Annotated in this window: 22 protein-coding genes; 12 read left to right on the forward strand and 10 right to left on the reverse strand. The window is 62.7% G+C overall.

Annotation, left to right across the window (positions count from 1 at the left end):
• Window positions 1-19: 19 nt before the first annotated feature.
• Complete coding sequence (gene hslU / locus BN1188_RS04160) at window positions 20-1,357, forward strand: ATP-dependent protease ATPase subunit HslU (RefSeq protein WP_040260527.1); 1,338 nt, start codon at window positions 20-22, stop codon at window positions 1,355-1,357.
• A 69-nt stretch (window positions 1,358-1,426) separates the two neighbouring features.
• Entirely contained in the window at window positions 1,427-1,804 is a 378-nt protein-coding gene (locus BN1188_RS04165; RefSeq protein WP_040260085.1) for a gamma-butyrobetaine hydroxylase family protein, read from the forward strand.
• Between the two features lie 115 nt (window positions 1,805-1,919).
• On the opposite strand, the gene BN1188_RS04170 is transcribed toward BN1188_RS04165, so the two are convergent.
• The gene (locus tag BN1188_RS04170; RefSeq protein ID WP_052469148.1) at window positions 1,920-2,549 is read right to left on the reverse strand and encodes a phasin family protein; all 630 of its coding nucleotides are present in this window, start codon (window positions 2,547-2,549) and stop codon (window positions 1,920-1,922) included.
• A 163-nt stretch (window positions 2,550-2,712) separates the two neighbouring features.
• Window positions 2,713-2,988 carry a polyhydroxyalkanoic acid system family protein gene (locus BN1188_RS04175; protein WP_040260086.1) on the reverse strand — a complete coding sequence of 92 codons (276 nt, stop codon included), beginning with the start codon at window positions 2,986-2,988 and terminating at the stop codon, window positions 2,713-2,715.
• Window positions 2,989-3,110: 122 nt separating this feature from the next.
• Between BN1188_RS04175 and ubiE the strand changes: the two genes are divergently transcribed.
• The 10 genes from ubiE to BN1188_RS04225 all read left to right on the forward strand — a co-directional run bounded on the left by ubiE (window position 3,111) and on the right by BN1188_RS04225 (window position 10,325).
• Window positions 3,111-3,881 carry a bifunctional demethylmenaquinone methyltransferase/2-methoxy-6-polyprenyl-1,4-benzoquinol methylase UbiE gene (gene ubiE / locus BN1188_RS04180; RefSeq protein ID WP_040260087.1) on the forward strand — a complete coding sequence of 257 codons (771 nt, stop codon included), beginning with the start codon at window positions 3,111-3,113 and terminating at the stop codon, window positions 3,879-3,881.
• Window positions 3,881-4,504 (forward strand): ubiquinone biosynthesis accessory factor UbiJ, encoded by a 624-nt coding sequence (locus BN1188_RS04185; protein ID WP_040260088.1) that lies wholly within the window; start codon window positions 3,881-3,883, stop codon window positions 4,502-4,504. Before ubiE ends, BN1188_RS04185 begins: the two co-directional genes overlap by 1 nt.
• Window positions 4,501-6,111, forward strand: a complete 1,611-nt coding sequence (ubiB, locus tag BN1188_RS04190; protein ID WP_040260089.1) for a ubiquinone biosynthesis regulatory protein kinase UbiB — start codon at window positions 4,501-4,503, stop codon at window positions 6,109-6,111. Before BN1188_RS04185 ends, ubiB begins: the two co-directional genes overlap by 4 nt.
• Window positions 6,112-6,161: 50 nt before the next feature.
• Window positions 6,162-6,560 (forward strand): phosphoribosyl-AMP cyclohydrolase, encoded by a 399-nt coding sequence (gene hisI, locus BN1188_RS04195; protein WP_040260091.1) that lies wholly within the window; start codon window positions 6,162-6,164, stop codon window positions 6,558-6,560.
• The gene (locus BN1188_RS04200) at window positions 6,553-6,888 is read left to right on the forward strand and encodes a phosphoribosyl-ATP diphosphatase (RefSeq protein WP_040260092.1); all 336 of its coding nucleotides are present in this window, start codon (window positions 6,553-6,555) and stop codon (window positions 6,886-6,888) included. Before hisI ends, BN1188_RS04200 begins: the two co-directional genes overlap by 8 nt.
• 19 nt (window positions 6,889-6,907) lie before the next feature.
• Window positions 6,908-7,174 carry a twin-arginine translocase TatA/TatE family subunit gene (locus tag BN1188_RS04205; protein WP_040260097.1) on the forward strand — a complete coding sequence of 89 codons (267 nt, stop codon included), beginning with the start codon at window positions 6,908-6,910 and terminating at the stop codon, window positions 7,172-7,174.
• Window positions 7,175-7,177: 3 nt separating this feature from the next.
• Window positions 7,178-7,624, forward strand: coding sequence for a Sec-independent protein translocase protein TatB (gene tatB, locus BN1188_RS04210; RefSeq protein ID WP_040260100.1), 447 nt, complete (start codon window positions 7,178-7,180; stop codon window positions 7,622-7,624).
• The gene (tatC, locus tag BN1188_RS04215) at window positions 7,621-8,409 is read left to right on the forward strand and encodes a twin-arginine translocase subunit TatC (RefSeq protein WP_040260101.1); all 789 of its coding nucleotides are present in this window, start codon (window positions 7,621-7,623) and stop codon (window positions 8,407-8,409) included. The genes tatB and tatC overlap by 4 nt, the downstream gene beginning before the upstream one ends.
• Window positions 8,406-9,113 carry a 16S rRNA (uracil(1498)-N(3))-methyltransferase gene (locus BN1188_RS04220; protein WP_040260102.1) on the forward strand — a complete coding sequence of 236 codons (708 nt, stop codon included), beginning with the start codon at window positions 8,406-8,408 and terminating at the stop codon, window positions 9,111-9,113. The genes tatC and BN1188_RS04220 overlap by 4 nt, the downstream gene beginning before the upstream one ends.
• Before the next feature lie 264 nt (window positions 9,114-9,377).
• Window positions 9,378-10,325 carry an IS110 family transposase gene (locus BN1188_RS04225; RefSeq protein WP_040260103.1) on the forward strand — a complete coding sequence of 316 codons (948 nt, stop codon included), beginning with the start codon at window positions 9,378-9,380 and terminating at the stop codon, window positions 10,323-10,325.
• A gap of 252 nt (window positions 10,326-10,577) precedes the next feature.
• Here the strand turns inward: BN1188_RS04225 and mdoH are convergent, their stop codons facing one another.
• The 8 genes from mdoH to BN1188_RS04265 all read right to left on the reverse strand — a co-directional run bounded on the left by mdoH (window position 10,578) and on the right by BN1188_RS04265 (window position 20,392).
• Complete coding sequence (gene mdoH / locus BN1188_RS04230; RefSeq protein WP_040260105.1) at window positions 10,578-13,145, reverse strand: glucans biosynthesis glucosyltransferase MdoH; 2,568 nt, start codon at window positions 13,143-13,145, stop codon at window positions 10,578-10,580.
• Window positions 13,138-14,877, reverse strand: a complete 1,740-nt coding sequence (locus BN1188_RS04235) for a glucan biosynthesis protein G (RefSeq protein WP_040260106.1) — start codon at window positions 14,875-14,877, stop codon at window positions 13,138-13,140. The genes mdoH and BN1188_RS04235 overlap by 8 nt, the downstream gene beginning before the upstream one ends.
• A gap of 275 nt (window positions 14,878-15,152) precedes the next feature.
• Window positions 15,153-15,590 carry a D-aminoacyl-tRNA deacylase gene (gene dtd / locus BN1188_RS04240; protein WP_040260107.1) on the reverse strand — a complete coding sequence of 146 codons (438 nt, stop codon included), beginning with the start codon at window positions 15,588-15,590 and terminating at the stop codon, window positions 15,153-15,155.
• The gene (gene pip / locus BN1188_RS04245) at window positions 15,587-16,558 is read right to left on the reverse strand and encodes a prolyl aminopeptidase (RefSeq protein ID WP_040260108.1); all 972 of its coding nucleotides are present in this window, start codon (window positions 16,556-16,558) and stop codon (window positions 15,587-15,589) included. The genes dtd and pip overlap by 4 nt, the downstream gene beginning before the upstream one ends.
• 143 nt (window positions 16,559-16,701) lie before the next feature.
• The gene (gene hutG, locus BN1188_RS04250) at window positions 16,702-17,496 is read right to left on the reverse strand and encodes an N-formylglutamate deformylase (protein ID WP_040260110.1); all 795 of its coding nucleotides are present in this window, start codon (window positions 17,494-17,496) and stop codon (window positions 16,702-16,704) included.
• Window positions 17,493-18,713 carry an imidazolonepropionase gene (hutI, locus tag BN1188_RS04255; RefSeq protein WP_040260111.1) on the reverse strand — a complete coding sequence of 407 codons (1,221 nt, stop codon included), beginning with the start codon at window positions 18,711-18,713 and terminating at the stop codon, window positions 17,493-17,495. Before hutI ends, hutG begins: the two co-directional genes overlap by 4 nt.
• A gap of 18 nt (window positions 18,714-18,731) precedes the next feature.
• Window positions 18,732-19,544: a quaternary amine ABC transporter ATP-binding protein gene (locus BN1188_RS04260; RefSeq protein ID WP_052469150.1), complete on the reverse strand. Its 813-nt coding sequence runs from the start codon at window positions 19,542-19,544 to the stop codon at window positions 18,732-18,734.
• Window positions 19,541-20,392 (reverse strand): ABC transporter permease, encoded by an 852-nt coding sequence (locus tag BN1188_RS04265; RefSeq protein ID WP_040260112.1) that lies wholly within the window; start codon window positions 20,390-20,392, stop codon window positions 19,541-19,543. The genes BN1188_RS04260 and BN1188_RS04265 overlap by 4 nt, the downstream gene beginning before the upstream one ends.
• Window positions 20,393-20,416: the final 24 nt, after the last annotated feature.

Consider the following 20,416-nt stretch of genomic DNA (forward strand, 5'->3'; position numbering starts at 1 on the left):
GCCCGAGGCCGTTAACGCCATGTCCATGACCCCCCGCGAGATCGTCCACGAACTCAACCGCCACATCATCGGCCAGGATGACGCCAAGCGCGCTGTCGCCATCGCCTTGCGCAATCGCTGGCGGCGCATGCAACTACCCGCCGAACTGCGCGCCGAAGTCACTCCCAAGAACATCCTGATGATCGGCCCCACCGGCGTAGGCAAGACCGAGATCGCCCGGCGCCTGGCCAAGCTCGCCAACGCGCCCTTCCTCAAGGTTGAAGCGACCAAGTTCACCGAGGTCGGCTATGTGGGCCGCGATGTCGAGTCCATCATCCGTGACCTCGCCGATGCGGCGATGAAGATGCTGCGCGAGCAGGAAATGATCAAAGTGCGTCATCGTGCCGAAGATGCCGCCGAGGACCGCATCCTCGATGCGCTGCTGCCACCGGCGCGCGTAGGCTTCAACGAAGACCCGGCGCCTAGCGCGGATTCCAACACCCGCCAGCTGTTCCGCAAGCGGCTGCGTGAAGGCCAACTCGACGACAAGGAAATCGAGATCGAAGTCGCCGATGCCGTGGGAGTCGATATTTCCGCCCCGCCAGGAATGGAGGAAATGACCAACCAGCTGCAGAGCCTGTTCGCCAATATGGGCAAGGGGCGTCGCAAGGCGCGCAAGCTGAAGGTCAAGGAAGCGCTCAAGCTGGTACGTGACGAGGAAGCCAGCCGCCTGGTCAATGAAGAGGAACTCAAGGCCCAGGCGCTCGAAGCGGTCGAGCAGAACGGTATCGTCTTCATTGACGAGATCGACAAGGTTGCCAAGCGAGGCAACGTAGGTGGCGCCGATGTTTCCCGCGAGGGCGTGCAGCGCGACCTGCTGCCCCTGATCGAAGGCTGCACCGTGAACACCAAGTTGGGCATGGTCAAGACGGACCATATCCTGTTCATTGCCTCGGGCGCCTTCCACTTGAGCAAGCCGAGCGACCTGGTTCCGGAGCTTCAGGGCCGCCTGCCCATCCGGGTGGAATTGAAAGCGCTCACGCCGGGCGATTTCGAGCGCATTCTCAGCGAGCCTCATGCCTCCCTGACAGAGCAATACCGTGAGCTGTTGAAAACCGAGGGGCTCGGGGTGGAGTTCCAGCCGGACGGCATCAAGCGCCTGGCCGAGATCGCCTGGCAGGTGAACGAGAAAACCGAGAATATTGGTGCTCGCCGCTTGCATACCTTGCTCGAACGCCTGCTCGAGGAAGTATCGTTCAGCGCCGGTGACCTGGCTGGTTCGCAGAATGGCGCGCCCATTCTCATCGATGCCGCCTACGTCAACAGCCACCTGGGCGAGTTGGCCGAAAACGAAGACCTGTCTCGCTACATCCTCTGACCGGAGGGTACCGTCCGATCGCGGCGCATGCCATGGCGTGCGCCGCTATTTGCCTCAGGGGCCGAGCCGATGAGTCGAATACCGACTGCCATCAACCTGCACAAGGCGTCGAAAACCCTCACCCTGACCTACGGTCCGGATGAGGTCTATGCATTGCCTGCCGAATTCCTGCGGGTGCACTCGCCCTCGGCGGAGGTCCAGGGCCACGGCAACCCGGTGCTGCAATACGGCAAGTTGCACGTCGCCTTGGTGGGACTGGAGCCGGCTGGGCAGTATGCGCTGAAGCTGACCTTCGACGATGGCCACGACAGCGGCCTCTACAGTTGGGACTACCTCTATGAGCTGGCCACACGCCGGGACAGCCTCTGGGAAGAGTATCTGCAGGCCTTGCATGCGGCAGGTAAGTCACGAGACCCGGTGGAATCGGTCGTCAAATTCGTACCCTGACTGGCGGGCTCGGCAGCTTCGCTGCTTCCGACGGTGGGAGCTAGCGGCAGCTAGCGAAACCTGGATAACAGGCCGGATTCGGCAGCTTCGCTGCTTCCCACCGCGAAGGGCCAGGTTATAGGGCGTCGCTGACGGGCGCCTTCACCGCCTTGGGCTTCGCTGCCTTGGTGGCGGCACCGCTTTTGGCTGCGGTGATCCGCGTGGAAGTGGTGGGCTTGGTAGCCACAGCCGATTCCGGCGATGCGCCTTCAGTGATCTTTGCAGCGCGCCGGGGCGCCTTGACGGCTTTGCTCACCTGGCTCGGCGTGGCCGCTTCAGGTTGCGCTGCCGAGGCGCCCGTAAGCCGTTGCAACTGGCTCATCACCAGATCCACCTTCTGCTGCAGGGAGGCGATTTCTTCCCGTGTGGGCAGGCCAAGACGCGAAACAGCGCTGTCCAGACGAGTGTCGAAGGCTTCCTCGAGTTCGCCCCACTTGCCCAGGCTCTTTTCCTTCAGGCTGCTCGCCTTGGTTCCAGCCACGGCCTTGGCCGTTTCCACCTGCTGGTCGATCTGCTTGTCGATCTCGCCGCGGGCCAGCTTTTCGGCTTTCTCGCCTTCCTTGACCAGCGCCTCGAATTGCTTGTGGCCGTCAGCCGCGCCACGGGCGTAAGCACCCAGGCCAGCCAGCCAGATCTGTCGTGAATATTTTTCGATACCGCCCATCCAGGAAGCGGTTTCTTTGTCCACTTTCTTCTTGCTCGCCATGATGCACTCCTCAATGCCAGCGGGCGGTGTATTCCACCAGCTCAGGCATTGGTCGGATTTGCATCGCATTTGTTCCGCGACAAGCGAAGCCGATTTTCGGCCAGCGCTGCCATGGTGCCGGTGTTCGCGCCTGTCGCGGCCAGCTACTGCCAGCCAGCGCCTGTCAGGCCAGCGCCTTGTCCAGGGCGCGATTGATTTCCGATTCGATCATCGGGGCCATCATCGACAGCATCATGCCCAGCTTCATTTCCACTACGACCTTGTCTTCGGCCACTTCCACCTGGCCAGTGACGCCACTGCGCTTGAGCTCTACCACGTCGCCATTCCATTGGGCGCTCATGTCATATTTGCTGACGAGCTTGTCCACCAGCCGCTCGGCCTTTTCCCTTGCTGCCTCTTTACCCAACTGGTGCGCGCGCTCAACCCGGATCTGGCTCATCGAAGACCTCTTCATCGAAAAATGGCCGCCATATTAACGCGGATCGCGACAACGGCCATCCGCCAAGACAAATGCCACGCGCGCCTATTAGAATGGCCAGTAATTTTTCCGGTGACAGCGATATGAACGATCAACGCAAAGGCAGCGACGGCGAACCTACCACGCACTTCGGCTACCAGAACGTGCCCGAAAGCCAGAAGGCAGAGAAGGTCGCGCAGGTGTTCCATTCGGTCGCGGCCAAGTACGACGTAATGAACGACCTGCTCTCCGGCGGCATGCATCGGCTGTGGAAGCGCTTCACCATAGAGTTGTCCGGCGTGCGCATGGGCAATCGTGTGCTGGACATCGCCGGCGGTACCGGCGACCTGACGCGCAAGTTCTCGCAGCTGGTCGGGCCTACTGGCGAAGTGGTGCTGGCCGATATCAACGCTTCCATGCTCAAGGTCGGGCGCGATCGCCTGCTGGACCTGGGCGTGGCCGGCAACGTGCAGTTCGTGCAGGCCGATGCTGAAAAGCTCCCCTTCCCGGACAACCATTTCGACTGCGTGACCATCGCCTTCGGCCTGCGCAACGTCACCCACAAGGAAGACGCCCTGCGTTCCATGCTGCGCGTGCTCAAGCCCGGTGGGCGGCTGTTGGTGCTGGAGTTTTCCAAGCCCACCAACAAGGTCATGTCCAAGGCCTACGACGCCTATTCCTTTGCCTTCATGCCGCTGATGGGCAAGCTGATCGCCAACGACGCCGAAAGCTACCGCTACCTGGCCGAATCGATCCGCATGCACCCGGACCAGGAAACCCTCAAGGCCATGATGATCGACGCCGGCTTCGACCGGGTCACCTACCACAACATGACCTCGGGGATAGTGGCTCTGCACCGGGGCATCAAGCCCTGATGCTCAGCGATGCCTTGCTGGCCGGGGTCGAGGCTGGGCTCAATGCCACCCTGCGCCTGGACAGTACCGCTTTACCCCGCCTGGCCAGGCTGTCCGGCCAGGTGGTCCTGGTGGACTGCCGGCAGCCTGCCCAGCGCGTATTCATCATTCCCGGACCCGCCGGCCTGACCCTGGCCCGTCATTGGGAAGCGCCGGCTGCCTGCACCCTGCGCGCCCCGCTCGGCATCTTGCTGCAACTGGCCGTGCGCAAGGACAAGACCCGGGTACTCCACAGGCCCGACGTCACCCTCGACGGCGATAGCGCGCCCCTGATGGCTCTGGCCGCGGTGCTCCAGGACCTGGACCTGGACTGGGAATACGAACTTTCCCGCTGGCTCGGGCCTGTTCCCACCGCATTGCTCGCCGGACACCTGCGCCTGCGGGCCCGCTGGGCTGGCGAAGGCGGCGAGCGGTTGCTGGCCACTCTTAGCGATTACTTGAACGAAGAAACCCGAACCCTGGTCGGAAAGCGTGAAGCCGAGGCGCGCCTGCGCGAGCTGGACCAGCTCAAGCTCGACACCGACCGCCTGCAGGCGCGCTTCGACCGCCTGCTCCGAACCCTTGAAGCCAGCGAAAACGCATGAAGCTGCTCGCCGCCGTACGTCGTTTGTTCCGCATCCTGCGCGTTGCCATTCGTTTCCGCCTCGATGACCTCATCCTTGCACTGCCCCTGCCCTGGTGGCTGCGCATCCTGCGCTTCGGCATGCCCTGGCGCTGGTTCCCCCGCAGCAATCGCCAGCTCAGCCGAGGAGCCTGCCTGCGCCTGGCCCTCCAGGACCTGGGCCCGATCTTCATCAAGTTCGGCCAGATTCTTTCTACCCGTCGCGACCTGTTGCCCGAAGACATCGCCGACGAACTGATGCTGCTGCAAGACCGCGTGCCACCGTTCGATCCGCAGAAGTCCATGCAACTGATCGAGTCCCAGTTGGGCGCCAGGATCAGTACGATATTCAGCCGCTTCGACGTCGAACCCCTGGCTTCCGCGTCGGTGGCGCAGGTACACGCGGCCCGGCTCAAGACCGGCGAGGAAGTGGTGGTCAAGGTGGTCCGTCCTGGATTGCGCCCGATCATCAGCCAGGATATTGCCTGGCTGTTCATCCTGGCTCGCGCCGCCGAGCGGGTTTCGGCCGACGCGCGACTGCTGCACCCGGTGGATGTGGTCGCGGACTACGAGAAGACCATCTACGACGAGCTGGATCTTTTGCGCGAGGCAGCCAACGCCAGCCAGCTACGACGCAACTTCGAGGATTCGACGCTACTCTATGTGCCTCAGATCTACTGGGACTGGTGCCGGCCCAAGGTGCTGGTGATGGAGCGCATCTACGGCATCCAGGTGAACGACCTGGATACCCTGGCGGACCAGCGCACCGACATGAAGCTGCTGGCCGAGCGCGGCGTTGAAATCTTTTTCACCCAGGTTTTCCGGGACAGCTTCTTTCATGCCGACATGCATCCGGGCAACATCTTCGTCAGTACGGTAACTCCGTGGGACCCTCGCTACATCGCCATCGATTGCGGGATCGTGGGCAGCCTGACCCCCGAAGACCAGGACTACCTGGCGCGCAACCTGTTCGCCTTCTTCAAGCGGGATTACCGCCGGGTGGCCCAGCTTCACATCGACTCGGGCTGGGTGCCGGCCGAGACCAAGCTCAATGAATTCGAAGCGGCCATTCGTACGGTATGCGAGCCGATCTTCGAGAAACCCCTGAAAGATATTTCCTTCGGCCAGGTTCTGATGCGCCTGTTCCAGACGGCCCGCCGTTTCAACATGGAAGTCCAGCCGCAACTGGTGCTTTTGCAGAAAACACTGTTGAACATCGAGGGCCTGGGCCGCCAGTTGTACCCGGACCTGGACCTCTGGACCACAGCCCAGCCATTCCTCGAGCGCTGGATGCGCGAGCGCATGAGCCCGCGTACCGTCCTGCGCAACGCCCATGCCCAATTGGAACAACTGCCGCATCTGGCCAACATGACCCGGGACCTCCTCGAACGCATGTCGCAACCCCATCGGCGCGATCCACCGCCACCCTGGCGCCGCACCAGCGAGCGGGTAGCCTTGCGGGTGGTCGGCGGCATACTGCTGGCCGCTGGGGCAGTGCTGGCCACTACCGCCAGCGCCTTGAACAGCATGGAAGGCTGGCCTGCCTGGGTGATGCTGGTGTCGGGTGTGTATCTGGTGGCGCGCGGATAGCCACTGGCAGCGGGGGCTGGCACACTAGGGCGATAGCAGTGGAGCGAACAATGAAAGACTGGCTGGACGAGATCAACTGGAACAGCGATGGCCTGGTACCGGCCATTGCCCAGGATCACAAAAGTGGAAGAGTGCTAATGATGGCCTGGATGAACCGCGAGGCCTTGGCGCTCACCGCCAGCGAACAGCGTGCCATCTATTGGTCGCGCTCACGCAACCGTCTGTGGCGCAAGGGCGAGGAGTCCGGCCATGTACAGAAGGTGCATCAGCTGCGCCTGGACTGCGACGCCGATGTCATCGTCATGGCGGTAGAGCAACTGGGCGGCATCGCCTGTCATACCGGCCGGGAAAGCTGCTTCTACCGGGTATTCGAGAACGGCGCCTGGGTTACCGTAGAGCCGGTATTGAAAGATCCACACGCCATCTATCAAGGGCATAAGCATGAATGACACCCTCGCCCGCGTGGCTGAGGTGCTGGAGGAGCGCAAGGGCGCTTCGGCCGACAGCTCCTACGTAGCCAGCCTTTATCACAAAGGGCTGAACAAGATCCTCGAGAAGGTCGGGGAAGAATCCGTGGAAACCATACTGGCCGCCAAGGATGCCGAGCGCAGCGGCGATTGCAGTGATGTCATCTACGAGACAGCGGATCTGTGGTTCCATAGCCTGGTAATGCTCGCCGCGCTCGGCCAGCACCCCCAGGCGGTACTGGATGAACTCGAACGCCGCTTCGGCCTGTCCGGCCACGCGGAAAAAGCGGCTCGCCAGCCGCAAGCCTGACAATCTCTACGGAGCTGCCATGGGTATCTTTGACTGGAAACACTGGATCGTCATTCTCATCGTGGTCGTGCTGGTCTTTGGCACCAAGAAGCTGAAGAACCTCGGCACCGATGTGGGTGAATCCATCAAGGGCTTTCGCAAGGCCATGAACGACGACGACAAGCCCAGCGAACCCCAGCAGCCGGTGCACCCGCAAGCCACCTCGCCGATCACCCCGCCTCCGCCCATCGACGGGCAACACACCCGCGTGGAAGAGCCGGTGCGCAAAGACGCCGCTCGGGACTGAGCCATGTTCGGGATCAGCTTCAGCGAGCTGCTGCTGGTGGGCCTGGTAGCACTCCTGGTCTTGGGCCCCGAGCGCCTGCCTGGGGCCGCGCGCACCGCTGGCCTGTGGATAGGCCGGCTCAAGCGCAGCTTCAATAGCATCAAGACCGAGATCGAGCGGGAGCTGGGCGCGGATGAGATCCGTCGCCAGTTGCACAACGAGCATATCCTTTCGCTTGAACAGGAGGCTCGCAGGCTGATGGACCCGGCTGGCGGCAACCAGGCGGCACCGACCATTCATCCAGCCCCGCCGACGGCCCCGCCCGTCGGCGATAACCCAGGCACGCCTGCGATTGCTCCCGTGACCAGCGTGGAGCGCGCGCCTGCGGCAACCCCGGCCGCTTCGCCCAACCCCGTGACCGAGCCGGCCGCCGCGCCGCGAACGCCCCAGGATTCGACCCCAGCCCCATGAGCGAAATACCCGAAGACGACCAGCCGATGCCGCTGGTGTCACACCTGACCGAACTGCGTACCCGATTGCTGCGCTGCGTGGCCGTGGTCTTTGTGGTGTTCGCTGGGCTTTTCTCCTTCGCTCAGCAGATCTACACCCTGGTTTCGGCTCCATTGCGGGCGTACCTGCCGCCCGGGGCGACCATGATCGCCACGGATGTGGCTTCGCCCTTCCTGACGCCCTTCAAGCTGACCATGACGGTATCGCTTTTCCTGGCGATACCGCTGATCCTGCACCAGGTCTGGGGGTTCGTCGCGCCGGGCCTGTATCGTCATGAAAAACGCATCGCCATTCCCCTGCTGGTCTCAAGCATCCTGCTGTTCTATGCGGGCATGGCCTTCGCCTATTTCGTTGTCTTCCCGCTGATGTTCAAGTTCTTCGCCGCGGCCACGCCCGACGGCGTGGCCATGATGACGGACATCACCAGCTACCTGGACTTCGTCATGACGCTGTTCTTCGCCTTTGGCGTCGCATTCGAGATCCCTGTGGCCGTGGTGCTGCTGGTGTGGATCGGCGTGGTCGACATCAAGGCGCTGAAGAAAGCCCGGCCGTACGTGATCATCGGCTGCTTCGTGGTCGGGATGGTCCTGACGCCCCCCGATATCTTCTCGCAAACCCTGTTGGCGGTGCCCATGTGGCTGCTGTTCGAGGTCGGTGTACTGTTCGGGGGCCTCATACGCAAGCGCAGCGAACAGGCGAGCGAAACCGAGCGAGGGAACGACCAGCCGCCTGCTACACGCCCATGAACCTGCTACTGCTCGAGCCCGCCGACTTCGTTGGCGAAAGCCTCGTTCAACTGAGCGGTCGTCGCCTGACCCATATGCGCGAAGTGCATCGGGCCGAGGTTGGTGACACCCTGCGGGTCGGCCGTGTGGATGGCCTGATGGGCGAAGGTCGCATCGAGATCCTGGATAGCCGGCACGCCCAATTGCGGGTCAGCTTCGACAGGCCACCGCCAGCCAAGCTTCCCCTCACCCTGGTGCTGGCCCTTCCCAGGCCGAAGATGCTGCGCCGTGTCTTTCAGACCATAGCCACCTTGGGCGTACCTCGGCTGATCCTGGTAAACAGTTACCGTGTGGAAAAGAGCTTCTGGCAAACGCCGTTCCTGCAGCCAGAAGCCATTCGCGAACAACTGGTGCTTGGGCTGGAGCAGGCGCGGGATACCCGCCTGCCCGAAGTGGTGATCGAGAAACGCTTCAAGCCTTTCGTGGAGGACCGCCTCGGTGCCATTGCCGCTGGCACCCTGGGCCTGGTCGCTCATCCTGGTCCCTTTCCCGATTGCCCACGCGCCATCGACGGCCCGATTACTCTGGCCATCGGGCCTGAGGGCGGATGGATACCCTATGAGGTGGAATTGCTCAAGCTGGCCGGCCTGGCACCGGTTCAGATGGGTGAGCGGATTCTCAGGGTGGAAACCGCTGTGACCGCGCTGCTATCACGGCTCCTGTAGGCGCCAGCGAAGCTCGCGAACGGCCGTTACACCGCATTCGGGAGCTTCGCCCCCTTGTGTCTTTAAAACCTCTTAGACTTTGAGGTGAGAGCGGTGGTGGCCGGCCGTTCGTCCCCGGTGCCTCTACGCACGTTAGGAAGCAAGTGCCGCCACCACCTCTCCGCTTTGACTTACGCCCGAACAGTTGTAAGAACCCCTGTTCGCACCATACAAGCGTGGGCTCCGTCAAAGCGCTCTCAACCCTGAGTGTAAGAGGAGTTCGCCATGATTTCCTGCGCAGGTATCGACGTTTCCAAGGCCACCCTTGATATCGGCCTTTGGCCCCAAGACTCGACCTTCCAAGTGGACAATACGCCTGAAGGTATTGCGATTGCCATCGATCGCCTGCGCGGCCTAGGGGTAGGTCGGGTTTTGCTCGAAGCCACCGGCGGTTATGAAAAGCGCGCCGTTTCGCTTCTTGCAAGGGCAGGCTTTCAGGCCAGCTGCATCAACCCTCGACGTGCCCGGCAATTCGCCCTGGCCATGGGCCGCAAGGCCAAAACGGATAAGATTGACGTCCTTATGCTGGCCCAGTTCGCCCAGAAGCTGGACACGTATCCAGCAGTCAAACCCAGTAATCAACGCGATGAACTGGCCGCTCTGGTCAAACAGCGCGACCGATTCGTGCAGCAGCGCGACGATGACAAGCGTCGGTTGAAAATGGCCTCGCATGACGTAGTGCGTGCCAACTACACCGACCATATTGCCTACCTCAACACGCGTATCAAGGCACTCGAGCAATGCATCGAGCAGGCGTTGAAGACTTTGGACAGCCGAACGGTAGCATTGATGAGGATGGTCAAGGGTGTAGGACTGATCACGACTGCCGGGCTGATGGCCTATCTACCTGAGCTGGGTACCTTGAACCGGCGCCAGATCACGGCACTGGTGGGCCTGGCTCCCTACAACAACGACAGTGGCACGAAGAGTGGCCGCAGACAGATCTGGGGCGGGCGGCAACAGGTCCGGCGTCTGGTGTACATGTCTAGCTGGTGCCTGGTCAGGTTCAATCCTGATTTCAAGGCGCGCTATGAAGGTCTGATTGCGCGTGGTAAGGCACCCAAAGTCGCCATTGTGGCCTGCATGCGCGTATTGATCGTAAGGTTGAATGCGATGGTGCGTGACCGCACGCCAATGATCAACCGTGGGCTACCCGTAGCGACCATGGGCTAACGCTGCGGTGCTACTAAAGGAACGGCAGCAGTGAGCCTATGAGGATCACTGCTGTGTAGCCATGCCTGAAAATCCCCTGCTAGGGGCGCCTCGAAAAAACAGTTCAAGACAGTTGCTTCCTACACAGGTAGCAACCTCCTGTAGGAGCCGGGCGAGCCGCAGGCGAAGCTCGCGAACAGGCATTACACCGCATTCGGGAGCTTCGCCTGCCTACAGCGGTAGGCGAAGCCGGCTTCTACCGGCTACTCGTTGCTAAACGCTGGCCAGGTTCCCTACCACGGCGGGCTGCAACGGCAGCGCCGGGGCATGGGGGTCCGCGGCCTGGGAGGCACGCCAGGCCGATAGCCAGGCTTCATTCTGTGAATCCCATATCTGCTTATGCAAGCGGCCCAAGGCCTCGGGGTCGCTTAGCAGGTAGAGCCGCGCGTTGCCTTGCAGCGCCTGTGGACCGCCGAGCAGCGCCTTGTCGACCATGGCTTCACGCATGTCCTCGATAGGCCGGGCCTGGCCATGACGGGCGGTGGCCAGCGCGCAAGCCAATGCGTTCTGGCGGGGGTCCACCACCGCGCGAACGAAGCCATCGAGCATGGCGTGCTCGCGGTTGTTCTCCGTATAGGCGTCGGTCGACACCAGCTCCTGGGGCGGATCGTACTCTTCCGGGATCAGGAACAGCTTGTCCTGCTTGGCGCGCAGGCCCAGGTTGGTGCGACTGGAGATTACCGATACCGGAATCGACAGCATTAGCGACACCACGATCGGCGCCAGCCACCAGAGGAAGCTCGGGTTGAGCGCCGCCACCAGCAATGCCCAGAGCAGGCCCAGCAAGGTCTGCGGCCCATGGCGACGTACGGCCTCGCTCCATGGGGTCGAGTCGTCGTCGCGCTGCGGTGAGTTCCAGGTCGCGGCCCAGCCCAGGAAGGCGGCCAGCACGAAACGCGTGTGGAAAATCATGCGCACCGGCGCCAGCAACATGGAGAACAACATCTCGATGAGCATGGAAAGGGTGACACGAATGCGCCCGCCGTATTCCTTCGCGCCCTTCGCCCAGATCAGGATGATGCTCAGGAGCTTGGGCAGGAACAGCAGCACGATGGTAGTGGAGAACAATGCGATGGCCTTCTCCGGATGCCACTGCGGCCAGAGCGGATACAACTGGCGAGGCTCGAGGAAGTACGTCGGCTCCATCAGGGTGTTGACCGCCAGCAAGGCCGTGGACAGGACCAGGAAGAAGAACCACAGCGGTGCCGACAGGTAGGACATCACCCCGGTCAGGAATACCGCGCGATGCACCGGATGCATGCCCTTGACCAGGAACAGCCGGAAGTTCATCAGGTTGCCGTGGCACCAGCGGCGGTCACGCTTGAGCTCATCGAGCAGGTTCGGCGGCAACTCTTCATAACTGCCCGGCAGGTCATAGGCAATCCAGACCCCCCAGCCCGCGCGACGCATGAGCGCGGCCTCGACGAAGTCGTGAGACAGAATCGCGCCGGCGAACGCGCCCTTGCCCGGCAGCGGCGCCAGGGCGCAGTGCTCGATGAAGGGCTTCATGCGGATGATCGCGTTATGTCCCCAATAGTGGGATTCGCCGAGCTGCCAGAAATGCAGGCCTGCCGTGAACAGCGGGCCATACACCCGGGTAGCGAACTGCTGCAGGCGCGCATAGAGCGTGTCCATGCCCGACGCCTTGGGCGCAGTCTGGATGATACCGGCATCCGGGGTGGCTTCCATCAGGCGCACCAGGGACGTGAGGCATTCACCGCTCATGACGCTGTCGGCGTCCAGTACCACCATGTAGCGGTAGTCACTGCCCCAGCGACGGCAGAAATCGTCCAGGTTGCCACTCTTGCGCTTGACCCGCCGACGACGGCGTCGATAGAAGATCTTCCCGAAACCCTTGGTTTCACGGCAGACGTCCAGCCAGGCCTGTTGCTCGGCCACGGCGATGTCGGTGTCATAGGTATCGCTGAGGATGAAGAAGTCGAAGCGGTCCAGGTCACCGGTAGCGGCTACGGACTCGAAGGTTGCCCGCAACCCGGCGAACACCCGGGGAACGTCTTCATTGCAGATCGGCATTACCAACGCGGTGCGCGCGCCGGGCTCGATCGGCTCGTTACCGGCGCTGGCCCCGGAAATGCGGTACTTGTCGCGCCCGGTCAGCAGTTCCAGGAAGCCCATCAGGGCGGTCCAGAACCCCGCCGAAACCCAGCAGAACAGGATGCCGAACAGGATCAGGATGGTGGTTTGCAAGGCATAAGGCAGTACCTGCTGGGCCGTTTGCAGCAAGGGCTGGTGAGCCACCTCCTGCAAGTCCACAAGCGCCCAGCCCTGGTAGGGCAGGATACCTTTCATGTAATAGCCGGCCACGATCGTCTGGCCCAGCATCAACAGCAACAGGATGTAGCGGCGGATGGACCCCACGGTGCGCCAGCGAGCCTTGGGCAGGTCGCGTTTGTCGCTGGTCGGCTCCGGCTTCGGGCTCTTGCCCAGCAGGCGGCGCCAGCCCCGCGCGATCACATTGGTGCGCCACGGCTCGGGCACCATCCGGGTACGGTGGATCACAGGCGTAGCCTTCAAGCGCACACGACCGGCGCCGTCGAGGCTGAGCATCTCATGGGCCTCGAATTCAGCGGCGGAGTCGAGTGTCAGGCGAGGCCCCACCGACACCTGAGGATCTTCCCCGGTCGCTTCGGACCGGGAAAGGCGCTGGTGCAGCTCGGTGAAGGACGTGCACTGCGAGAGCTCGGCGCGCTGCGCCTCGCTCAGGGGCAGGTGTGCCAGATACTCGTTGAGGGTCTCTGGCCGTTCGGCTGGCTTACTCATCGGCGGGCAACTGGTAGCTCCAGGTTTCAGTCAATACTTCTTCAGTCTTGACCGGTTCGGAAGGCGGCGTTTCGGCCGGAGCCTCGGCGGGCGTGGCAGGCTTTTCGGCGGCCTTGTCATGCTTGGCGCCTTTCTTGTGGCCGTGACTGGCTTCCTCGGCTTTCGGCTCCGCGGCCGGCTTGGGCGGGTCAATCGGCAGCACGTCCTGAACCAGGGCCGCGCGCATTTCGACAGGCCTGCTGCCATCCTTGACCTTGAGGCGCAGCGTCAGGCGCCAGCCCTGGATTTCAGGGTTGTAGCGAACGCTGTTCTCGACCAGATCCGCGTTGTCGCCCACGCTTACCTGGCTACGCACGCCGGCGTCGTCCAGCAGGGACTTGAGCTTCGGCCCTTCGAAGTCGATCAGGAAGGCCACGGTGCCATCCGGCTGGCGCACCAGGTTGGACTGCTTCACATCACCGGTGGAGCGCAAGGTCTGCTTGACCCAGGCGATGTCGGAGGAATGGAGCTCGGCCTCGTCGGTGGTCCAGTGAATGCGGTAGTTGTGCTCCAAGGGCTGGCCTGCCTCCGGCAGCTTTTCCGGATTCCAGAACGCAACGATGTTGTCATTGGTTTCATCGGCGGTGGGGATCTCCACCAGGTCGATGGTGCCCTTGCCCCAGTCACCGCGCGGTTCGATCCAGGCGCTCGGGCGACGATCGTAACGGTCGTCCAGGTCTTCGAAACGGCTGAATTCACGGCCACGCTGCAGCAAGCCGAAGCCCTGCGGGTTCTCTACGGTGAAGCTGCTGACGGCCAGGCGCTTGGGGTTGTTCAGCGGACGCCAGATCCACTCGCCATTGCCGGCATGGATCGAAAGGCCATTGGAGTCATGCAGCTCGTGGCGATAGTTCAGCACACGGGAGGGCTGGTTGGCGCCAAAAAGGTACATGCTGGTGAGCGGGGCGATGCCCAGGCGGCTCACATGGTCGCGCATATAGACCCGCGATTGGACGTCCACCACGCTGTCACTACCGGGCCGCAGTACCATGCGGTAGGCACCGGTGGCCCGAGGGGAGTCGAGCAGCGCATAGATGATCAGTTGCTTGTCTTCCGGATTCGGCTTCTCTACCCAGAACTCGGTGAAACGCGGAAACTCCTCGCCGGAAGGCAATGCGGTGTCGATGGCCAGGCCACGGGCGGAAAGGCCGTAGGTCTGCGCCTTTCCGATCACGCGGAAGTAGCTGGCGCCCAGCAGGGTCATGACTTCGTCCTGCTTGTCAGCCTTGTTGATCGGGTAGAGCACGCGGAAGCCGGCCCAGCCAAGGTTTTCCGTCGCCTTGGGATCGAACTGCACGTCACCGTAATCGAAACGGCTGGGGTCGTACTTGATCTCTTCCACGGTGGTGGACGTGACTTCGTTGATCTTCACAGGCGTGTCGAAATGCATGCCCTGGTGATAGAACGACAGCTTGAAGGGCGTCTTTTCGTCGGCCCACTGGGCCTTGTCGGTGCGGAAATGGATCTTCTGATAGTCCGCGAACTTCATGTCGCGGAACAGGGGGGGCAGGTTGCTTTTCGGAGCTTCGTATTTCTGTCCGGCAAGATCCTTGGCCCTGGCGGCTACGTCGTCCAGGCTGAAGGCCCACAGCTGCCCTGCGCCAAGCAGGCAGAACAGCGCGGAACCCGCAGCCAGTGCCTGGCGCAAGCGTTTGCCGGTTGTTCTTGGTTTGTTACACGGACTAACAATCACGAGCTATCCTCGCCGAAAACAGATCATTGAACCAACGGCCAGCTGCGTTTGCCGGGTTGGCGAGCACTGTTCCGACTGCAAAAGGGCTTGATGATTCCCTGAGCGCAGTCGACCAGCGCTCAACTTAGAACAAAACCGGGGTCAGGACACAGGCCCCCTCGGCGCGCGATTATCTAGCAGGCCGCGACACAACGCATCAGGCCAAGGAAAGATTTTCTACTACAAAATCGGATTTTCCATGGCTTTTTCAACGTTTCGCTTGGCCAGGCCCTGTTTCAGACCTGCAACTGGAAGGTTACAGGCCCATCATTGACCAGGTGTACCTGCATGTCCGCGCCGAAACGTCCGCTCTGCACCTGGCCATGCTCCGCGCGCGCGCGCTCGAGGAGGTAGTCGAACAGGGCCCGGGCAAGGTCCGGTGGCGCCGCGCTGGAAAAGCTCGGGCGCATGCCGCTGCGGGTGTCAGCCGCCAGGGTGAACTGGGACACCAGCAACAGGCCGCCGCCGGTATCCTTGAGTGAGCGATTCATGCGCCCTTCGCTGTCGGCGAACACCCTGTAGTTGAGGAGCTTGTGCAACAGCTTGTCGGCCTGGGCCTGGGTGTCCATCGGCTCGACGCCCACCAGCACCAGCAATCCCGGGCCGATGGCACCCACGGTCTCGCCGGCGATTACCACGCGCGCCTCGGCGGCGCGCTGCAACAGCCCCTTCATGCTTCTTCGAGAGGCAGGTCGAGTAGCCGACGGGCCATTTGGTCCGCGGCCCGTACCAACGCATCGATGATTCCCGGCTCGGAGCCGGCATGACCCGCGTCACGGATCACCTTCAGCTCGCTGTTCGGCCAGGCCTGGTGCAGTTCCCAGGCATTGTCCAGCGGGCAGATGACGTCGTAGCGACCATGGATGATCACGGCTGGCAGATGGGCGATCTTGTGCACGTCACGGATCAACTGGTCGGGTTCGAGGAACGCGTTGTTGATGAAATAATGGGTTTCGATACGCGCGATGGACAATGCCCGCTGGGGTTCGGAGAAACGGTCGACCACCAGTGGATTGGGCCGCAGGGTAGCCGTACGCCCCTCCCAGATGGACCAGGCCTTGGCGGCGTGCATCTGGGCGATCTGGTCAGACCCGGTGAGCCGCTTGTGGAAAGCCTTGAGCAGGTCGTCGCGCTCTTCATGGGGAATGGGCGCGAGGTAATCCTGCCAGTAATCAGGGAAGAGGCGATTGGCGCCGCTCTGGTAGAACCACTGGAATTCCTGTGGCCGGCACAGGAAGATGCCCCGCAGGATCAGCCCGTGCACGCGCTCGGGATGGGATTGCGCATAGGCCAGCGCCAGGGTCGAGCCCCAGGAGCCACCGAACAGTACCCATTTGTCGATGCCCAGGTGTTCGCGAATGCGCTCGATGTCGCGCACCAGGTCCCAGGTAGTGTTGTTTTCCAGGCTCGCGTGCGGCGTCGAGCGACCGCAACCGCGCTGATCGAAAGTGACGATGCGATACAGCGTGGGGTCGAAGTAGCAACGGCTGGCTGCATCGCATCCGGCGCCAGGCCCGCCATGAATGAACAGCACTGGCAGACCTTCAGGCGAACCACTTTCGTCCACGTACAGCACATGCGGCTCATCCACGGCCAGATCGTGCCGTGCATAGGGTTTGATCTGCGGATACAGGGTCAGCATCAGGCGCTCCGTCTAGGGTTGGTTCAGCCGTGAGTCATCATAAACCCGAATCGTCGCCATGTGCTGGTTTAAACGCTGCGGTGGTGAAGCCACGGAAACCTTTCGCTGGCTGGCGCTGGCTCCTATAGGGTCGGACCAAGCCGTCAAGCCTTCTCACCCCATGCCAAAGCCGTTTCAAGGAGCTGGCGCAGCACGACCTGGGTACGCTCGGCCAGGTCCGGACGGTATTGGAACGGCGGCTGCTCATTCATGTAGGTCGCCTGCGCCAGCTCAAGCTGCACAGCATGCACATGCTGCGCCGGATTGCCGTAATGGCGAGTGATATGGCCGCCCTTGAACCGACCGTTGAGCACATGGCTGTAGCCCTCGGCCTGGGCGCAGACCTGGCCCAGGCGCACCGACAGCTCGGGTGAGCAGCTGGCATTGTCGAAGGTGCCCAGGTTGAAGTCAGGCAGCTTGCCCTCGAACAGGCGCGGCACTCGCGAACAGATGGAATGGGCGTCCCACAGCAATGCATAGCCATGGACCTGGCGCAGCCGCGCCAACTCCCGGGCGATACAGGCATGATAGGGGCGCCAGACCTGCTCCAGGTAACGCGCACGCTCTTGGATCGAGGGTGTCCGGCCCGTCTGGTAGAGCGGCGTGCCATCGAAGAGCGTATCTGGATAGAGGCCCGTGGTGGCACCGGCATATAAAGGCTGGTCATCGTCGGGGCGGTTGAGGTCGATGACGAAACGCGAGTACTGCCCTACCAGCAGGCTTGCCCCAAGGCTTTGAGCGAAATCGTAAAGACGCGGGATGTGCCAGTCCGTATCCGGCAGGCTACGGGCCGCCTCGACCAGGCCCTCCTCCACCGCCGGGGTCAGGCGCAAGCCAGCGTGAGGCACGCTGATCAGCAGTGGCACGCTGCCCGCTTCGAAGGTGTAACTGTCGTTCATATGCGCTCCTGACTGAAGGTCGACTCCGCGCCTTGGCGGATGATGCGTTTATCCAGGTCTGCGCCTAGCCAATAGGCCAAGTCGGCGGGGCGATCGATGGCCCAGGCCACGAAGTCGGCCACCTTTCCAGCCTCGAGCGAGCCATGGCTGGCCCCTAGCCCCAGCGCCTTGGCCGCATTGAGGGTCACCCCGGCCAGGGCTTGTTCCGGGGTAAGCCGGAACAGCGTACAGGCCATGTTCATCATCAAGCGCAGGGACAATGCCGGTGAGGTGCCCGGATTACTGTCGCTGGAGATGGCGATGGCTACGCCTTGGTCGAACAGGGCCTGCATAGGCGGCAGGCGGGTTTCCCGCAGGAAATAGAAAGCGCCCGGCAGCAGCACCGCCACGGTTCCTGCCGCGGCCATGGCCGCCACGTCCGCCTCGGTCATGAACTCCAGATGATCGGCTGACAGTGCCCGGTAGCGCGCCGCCAGGCTGGCGCCACCCAGCGAGGACAACTGCTCGGCATGCAGCTTCACTGGCAGGCCGAGGCCAGCGGCGACGCGGAATACTTGTTCCACTTGCGCGGGGGAAAACGCCAGGTACTCGCAGAAGGCATCGACGGCGTCTACCAGACCTTCCTGGGCCAGGGCGGGCAGCAGCCGATCGCAAACAAAATCGATGTAGCCTTGCGCATCGTTCTTGTATTCCACCGGCACCGCATGAGCGGCCAGGCAGGTAGCTTTCACGGTCACCGGCAGTTCGGCACCCAAGCGCCGAATGACCCGCAGCATCTTGCGCTCGCTGGGCAGGTCCAGTCCGTAGCCGGACTTGATCTCGACCGTGGTCACCCCTTCGCGCAGCAGGCAGGCCAGGCGCCGCCGAGCGCTGCTGAACAATTCATCTTCACTGGCGGCGCGGGTGGCGTTCACGGTATTGGCGATGCCTCCGCCCGCGGCTGCGATCTGGGCATAGCTCACGCCCTCCAGGCGTTGCTCGAATTCCGCGCTGCGGTTGCCGCCGTAGACAAGATGAGTATGACAGTCGATCAGGCCAGGGGTGACCCAGCGGCCTTGCAAATCCACCTGATGCAGGCCCGGTTGGGCTGGCGCCTCTGCGCGGGGCCCTACCCACAGGATCAGCCCGTCCTCAGTCAGCAGGGCGCCGTCCTCGATGAGGGAATAGCCTCCTTGAGCCATGGTGGCCAAGTGGCAGTTGTGCCAGAGCGTTGGCATGATTGAAAGCTCCGCTATTCAAGTTCCGGCCCGGCGCTGGACGAATCGCTTCACATAGTCGTCGGCCGGGTGTTGAAGAATGTGTTGGGGCGTGCCCACCTGTACCAGCCGGCCGTCCCGCAGGATGGCGATCCGGTCGCCCAGGCGCAGCGCTTCGTCCAGGTCATGAGTGATGAACACGATGGTCTTGCGCAGGCGCGCCTGGAGCTGGCGCAGCTGATCCTGAAGGTCGGCGCGAATCAGCGGATCAAGGGCACTGAAGGCTTCGTCCAGCAGCACGATGGGGGTATCGCAGGCGAGCGCCCGGGCCAGGCCTACCCGCTGGCGCATGCCGCCAGACAACTGCTCGGGAAAATGCTCCGCATAGCCGTCCAGGCCCACCTGGGTCACCCAGTGGCTGGCCCGCTCGCGGCTCGCCCTGCTGCCCTCCCCACGCAGGCGTAGCCCATAGGCGACGTTATCCAGCACTGTCTTGTGGGGCAGCAAGCCGAACCCCTGAAACACCATGCTGACCTCATGCCGGCGAAAATCACGCAGGCGGCCGCGCCCGAAGGCCAGGATGTCCTGACCGCCGACGAAAATTTCGCCGCGGCTGGGGTCGACGAGCCGATTGAAGTGCCGCACCAGGGTTGACTTGCCCGATCCGGACAACCCCATGATCACGAACACTTCGCCAGCCTCGATGGTGAGCGAGACGTTCGCCACGCCTAGCACGCAATCGGTTTCGGCGAGGATGCGCGCCTTGTCCGCGCCCTGGTCCAGCAAGGCCAATGCCTGCGCGCTACGGCGCCCGAACACCTTGGTGACTCCGCGTAATTCAATGGCGCTCATTTGGCCCCCTTGCGGCGCGGTCGGCCATAGGCCTGGGTGATCCGATCGATGACGATCGCCAAGGCAACGATGGCCAGCCCAGCCTCCAGGCCCTTGCCCACGTTGAGGGTCTGGATTCCGGCAAGTACGTTCTCGCCCAGCCCCCGGGCGCCGATCATCGAAGCGATCACCACCATGGACAACGCCATCATGATGGTCTGGTTGACGCCCGCCATGATGCTGGGCAACGCCAGGGGCAGCTGCACGCCGACCAACTGCTGCCAGGGGCTGGCGCCGAAGGCTTGCACGGCTTCCATCACCTCCCGCTCCACCTGCCGGATACCCAGGTCGGTCAGGCGGATCACCGGCGCGATGGCATATACCACAGTGGCGAAGATCGCCGGTACCTTGCCCAGGCCGAACAGCATCAGCACCGGGATCAGGTAAACGAAGCTGGGTAAGGTCTGCATCACGTCCAGCACCGGCAACAGCACCGCGCGCAGGCGCGGGCAGCGCGCCGCGAGCATGCCCAAGGGCACGCCCATGAGCACGGCCAGCGAAGTGGCCACCAGCACCAGGGCCAGGGTCTGCAGAAGTTTGTCCCACAGTCCCACGGCGCCGACCAGAAAGAGCAGGCCTGCCATCAACAGCGCTACATACCAACGGCGGCTGGCATGCCAGGCCAGGGCCGCCACTATGATCAGCAGCAACCACCAGGGCGTGGCCCGTAGCAGGTTCTCCAAGCCGACGAGCAACGTCAGCAAGCTGTCCGAAAGGTGTCGCAAGGCTGTGCCATATCGACCAACCAGTTGGTCGACCCAGGCGTTGACCACCTCTGCGATGGAAAAGGTAAGGCTCTCGGGGAACATGGGCGGTGCTCGTCAGAAGATTAT

This window comes from Pseudomonas massiliensis, from assembly GCF_000826105.1.
In the GTDB taxonomy this organism is placed as follows: Bacteria; Pseudomonadota; Gammaproteobacteria; order Pseudomonadales; family Pseudomonadaceae; genus Aquipseudomonas; species Aquipseudomonas massiliensis.

Excerpts from the sequence above, each read along its gene's own strand:
- BN1188_RS04260 (WP_052469150.1), bottom strand. The coding sequence starts at position 19,544 with ATGAGCGCCATTGAATTACGCGGAGTCACCAAGGTGTTCGGGCGCCGT.
- BN1188_RS04170 (WP_052469148.1), bottom strand. The coding sequence starts at position 2,549 with ATGGCGAGCAAGAAGAAAGTGGACAAAGAAACCGCTTCCTGGATGGGC.
- tatB (WP_040260100.1), top strand. The coding sequence starts at position 7,178 with ATGTTCGGGATCAGCTTCAGCGAGCTGCTGCTGGTGGGCCTGGTAGCA.
- dtd (WP_040260107.1), bottom strand. The coding sequence starts at position 15,590 with ATGAAGGGGCTGTTGCAGCGCGCCGCCGAGGCGCGCGTGGTAATCGCC.
- mdoH (WP_040260105.1), bottom strand. The coding sequence starts at position 13,145 with ATGAGTAAGCCAGCCGAACGGCCAGAGACCCTCAACGAGTATCTGGCA.
- pip (WP_040260108.1), bottom strand. The coding sequence starts at position 16,558 with ATGCTGACCCTGTATCCGCAGATCAAACCCTATGCACGGCACGATCTG.
- hisI (WP_040260091.1), top strand. The coding sequence starts at position 6,162 with ATGAAAGACTGGCTGGACGAGATCAACTGGAACAGCGATGGCCTGGTA.
- ubiB (WP_040260089.1), top strand. The coding sequence starts at position 4,501 with ATGAAGCTGCTCGCCGCCGTACGTCGTTTGTTCCGCATCCTGCGCGTT.
- BN1188_RS04200 (WP_040260092.1), top strand. The coding sequence starts at position 6,553 with ATGAATGACACCCTCGCCCGCGTGGCTGAGGTGCTGGAGGAGCGCAAG.
- BN1188_RS04205 (WP_040260097.1), top strand. The coding sequence starts at position 6,908 with ATGGGTATCTTTGACTGGAAACACTGGATCGTCATTCTCATCGTGGTC.
- ubiE (WP_040260087.1), top strand. The coding sequence starts at position 3,111 with ATGAACGATCAACGCAAAGGCAGCGACGGCGAACCTACCACGCACTTC.
- BN1188_RS04165 (WP_040260085.1), top strand. The coding sequence starts at position 1,427 with ATGAGTCGAATACCGACTGCCATCAACCTGCACAAGGCGTCGAAAACC.
- BN1188_RS04265 (WP_040260112.1), bottom strand. The coding sequence starts at position 20,392 with ATGTTCCCCGAGAGCCTTACCTTTTCCATCGCAGAGGTGGTCAACGCC.
- tatC (WP_040260101.1), top strand. The coding sequence starts at position 7,621 with ATGAGCGAAATACCCGAAGACGACCAGCCGATGCCGCTGGTGTCACAC.
- BN1188_RS04185 (WP_040260088.1), top strand. The coding sequence starts at position 3,881 with ATGCTCAGCGATGCCTTGCTGGCCGGGGTCGAGGCTGGGCTCAATGCC.
- hutG (WP_040260110.1), bottom strand. The coding sequence starts at position 17,496 with ATGAACGACAGTTACACCTTCGAAGCGGGCAGCGTGCCACTGCTGATC.
- hutI (WP_040260111.1), bottom strand. The coding sequence starts at position 18,713 with ATGCCAACGCTCTGGCACAACTGCCACTTGGCCACCATGGCTCAAGGA.
- BN1188_RS04220 (WP_040260102.1), top strand. The coding sequence starts at position 8,406 with ATGAACCTGCTACTGCTCGAGCCCGCCGACTTCGTTGGCGAAAGCCTC.
- hslU (WP_040260527.1), top strand. The coding sequence starts at position 20 with ATGTCCATGACCCCCCGCGAGATCGTCCACGAACTCAACCGCCACATC.
- BN1188_RS04175 (WP_040260086.1), bottom strand. The coding sequence starts at position 2,988 with ATGAGCCAGATCCGGGTTGAGCGCGCGCACCAGTTGGGTAAAGAGGCA.
- BN1188_RS04225 (WP_040260103.1), top strand. The coding sequence starts at position 9,378 with ATGATTTCCTGCGCAGGTATCGACGTTTCCAAGGCCACCCTTGATATC.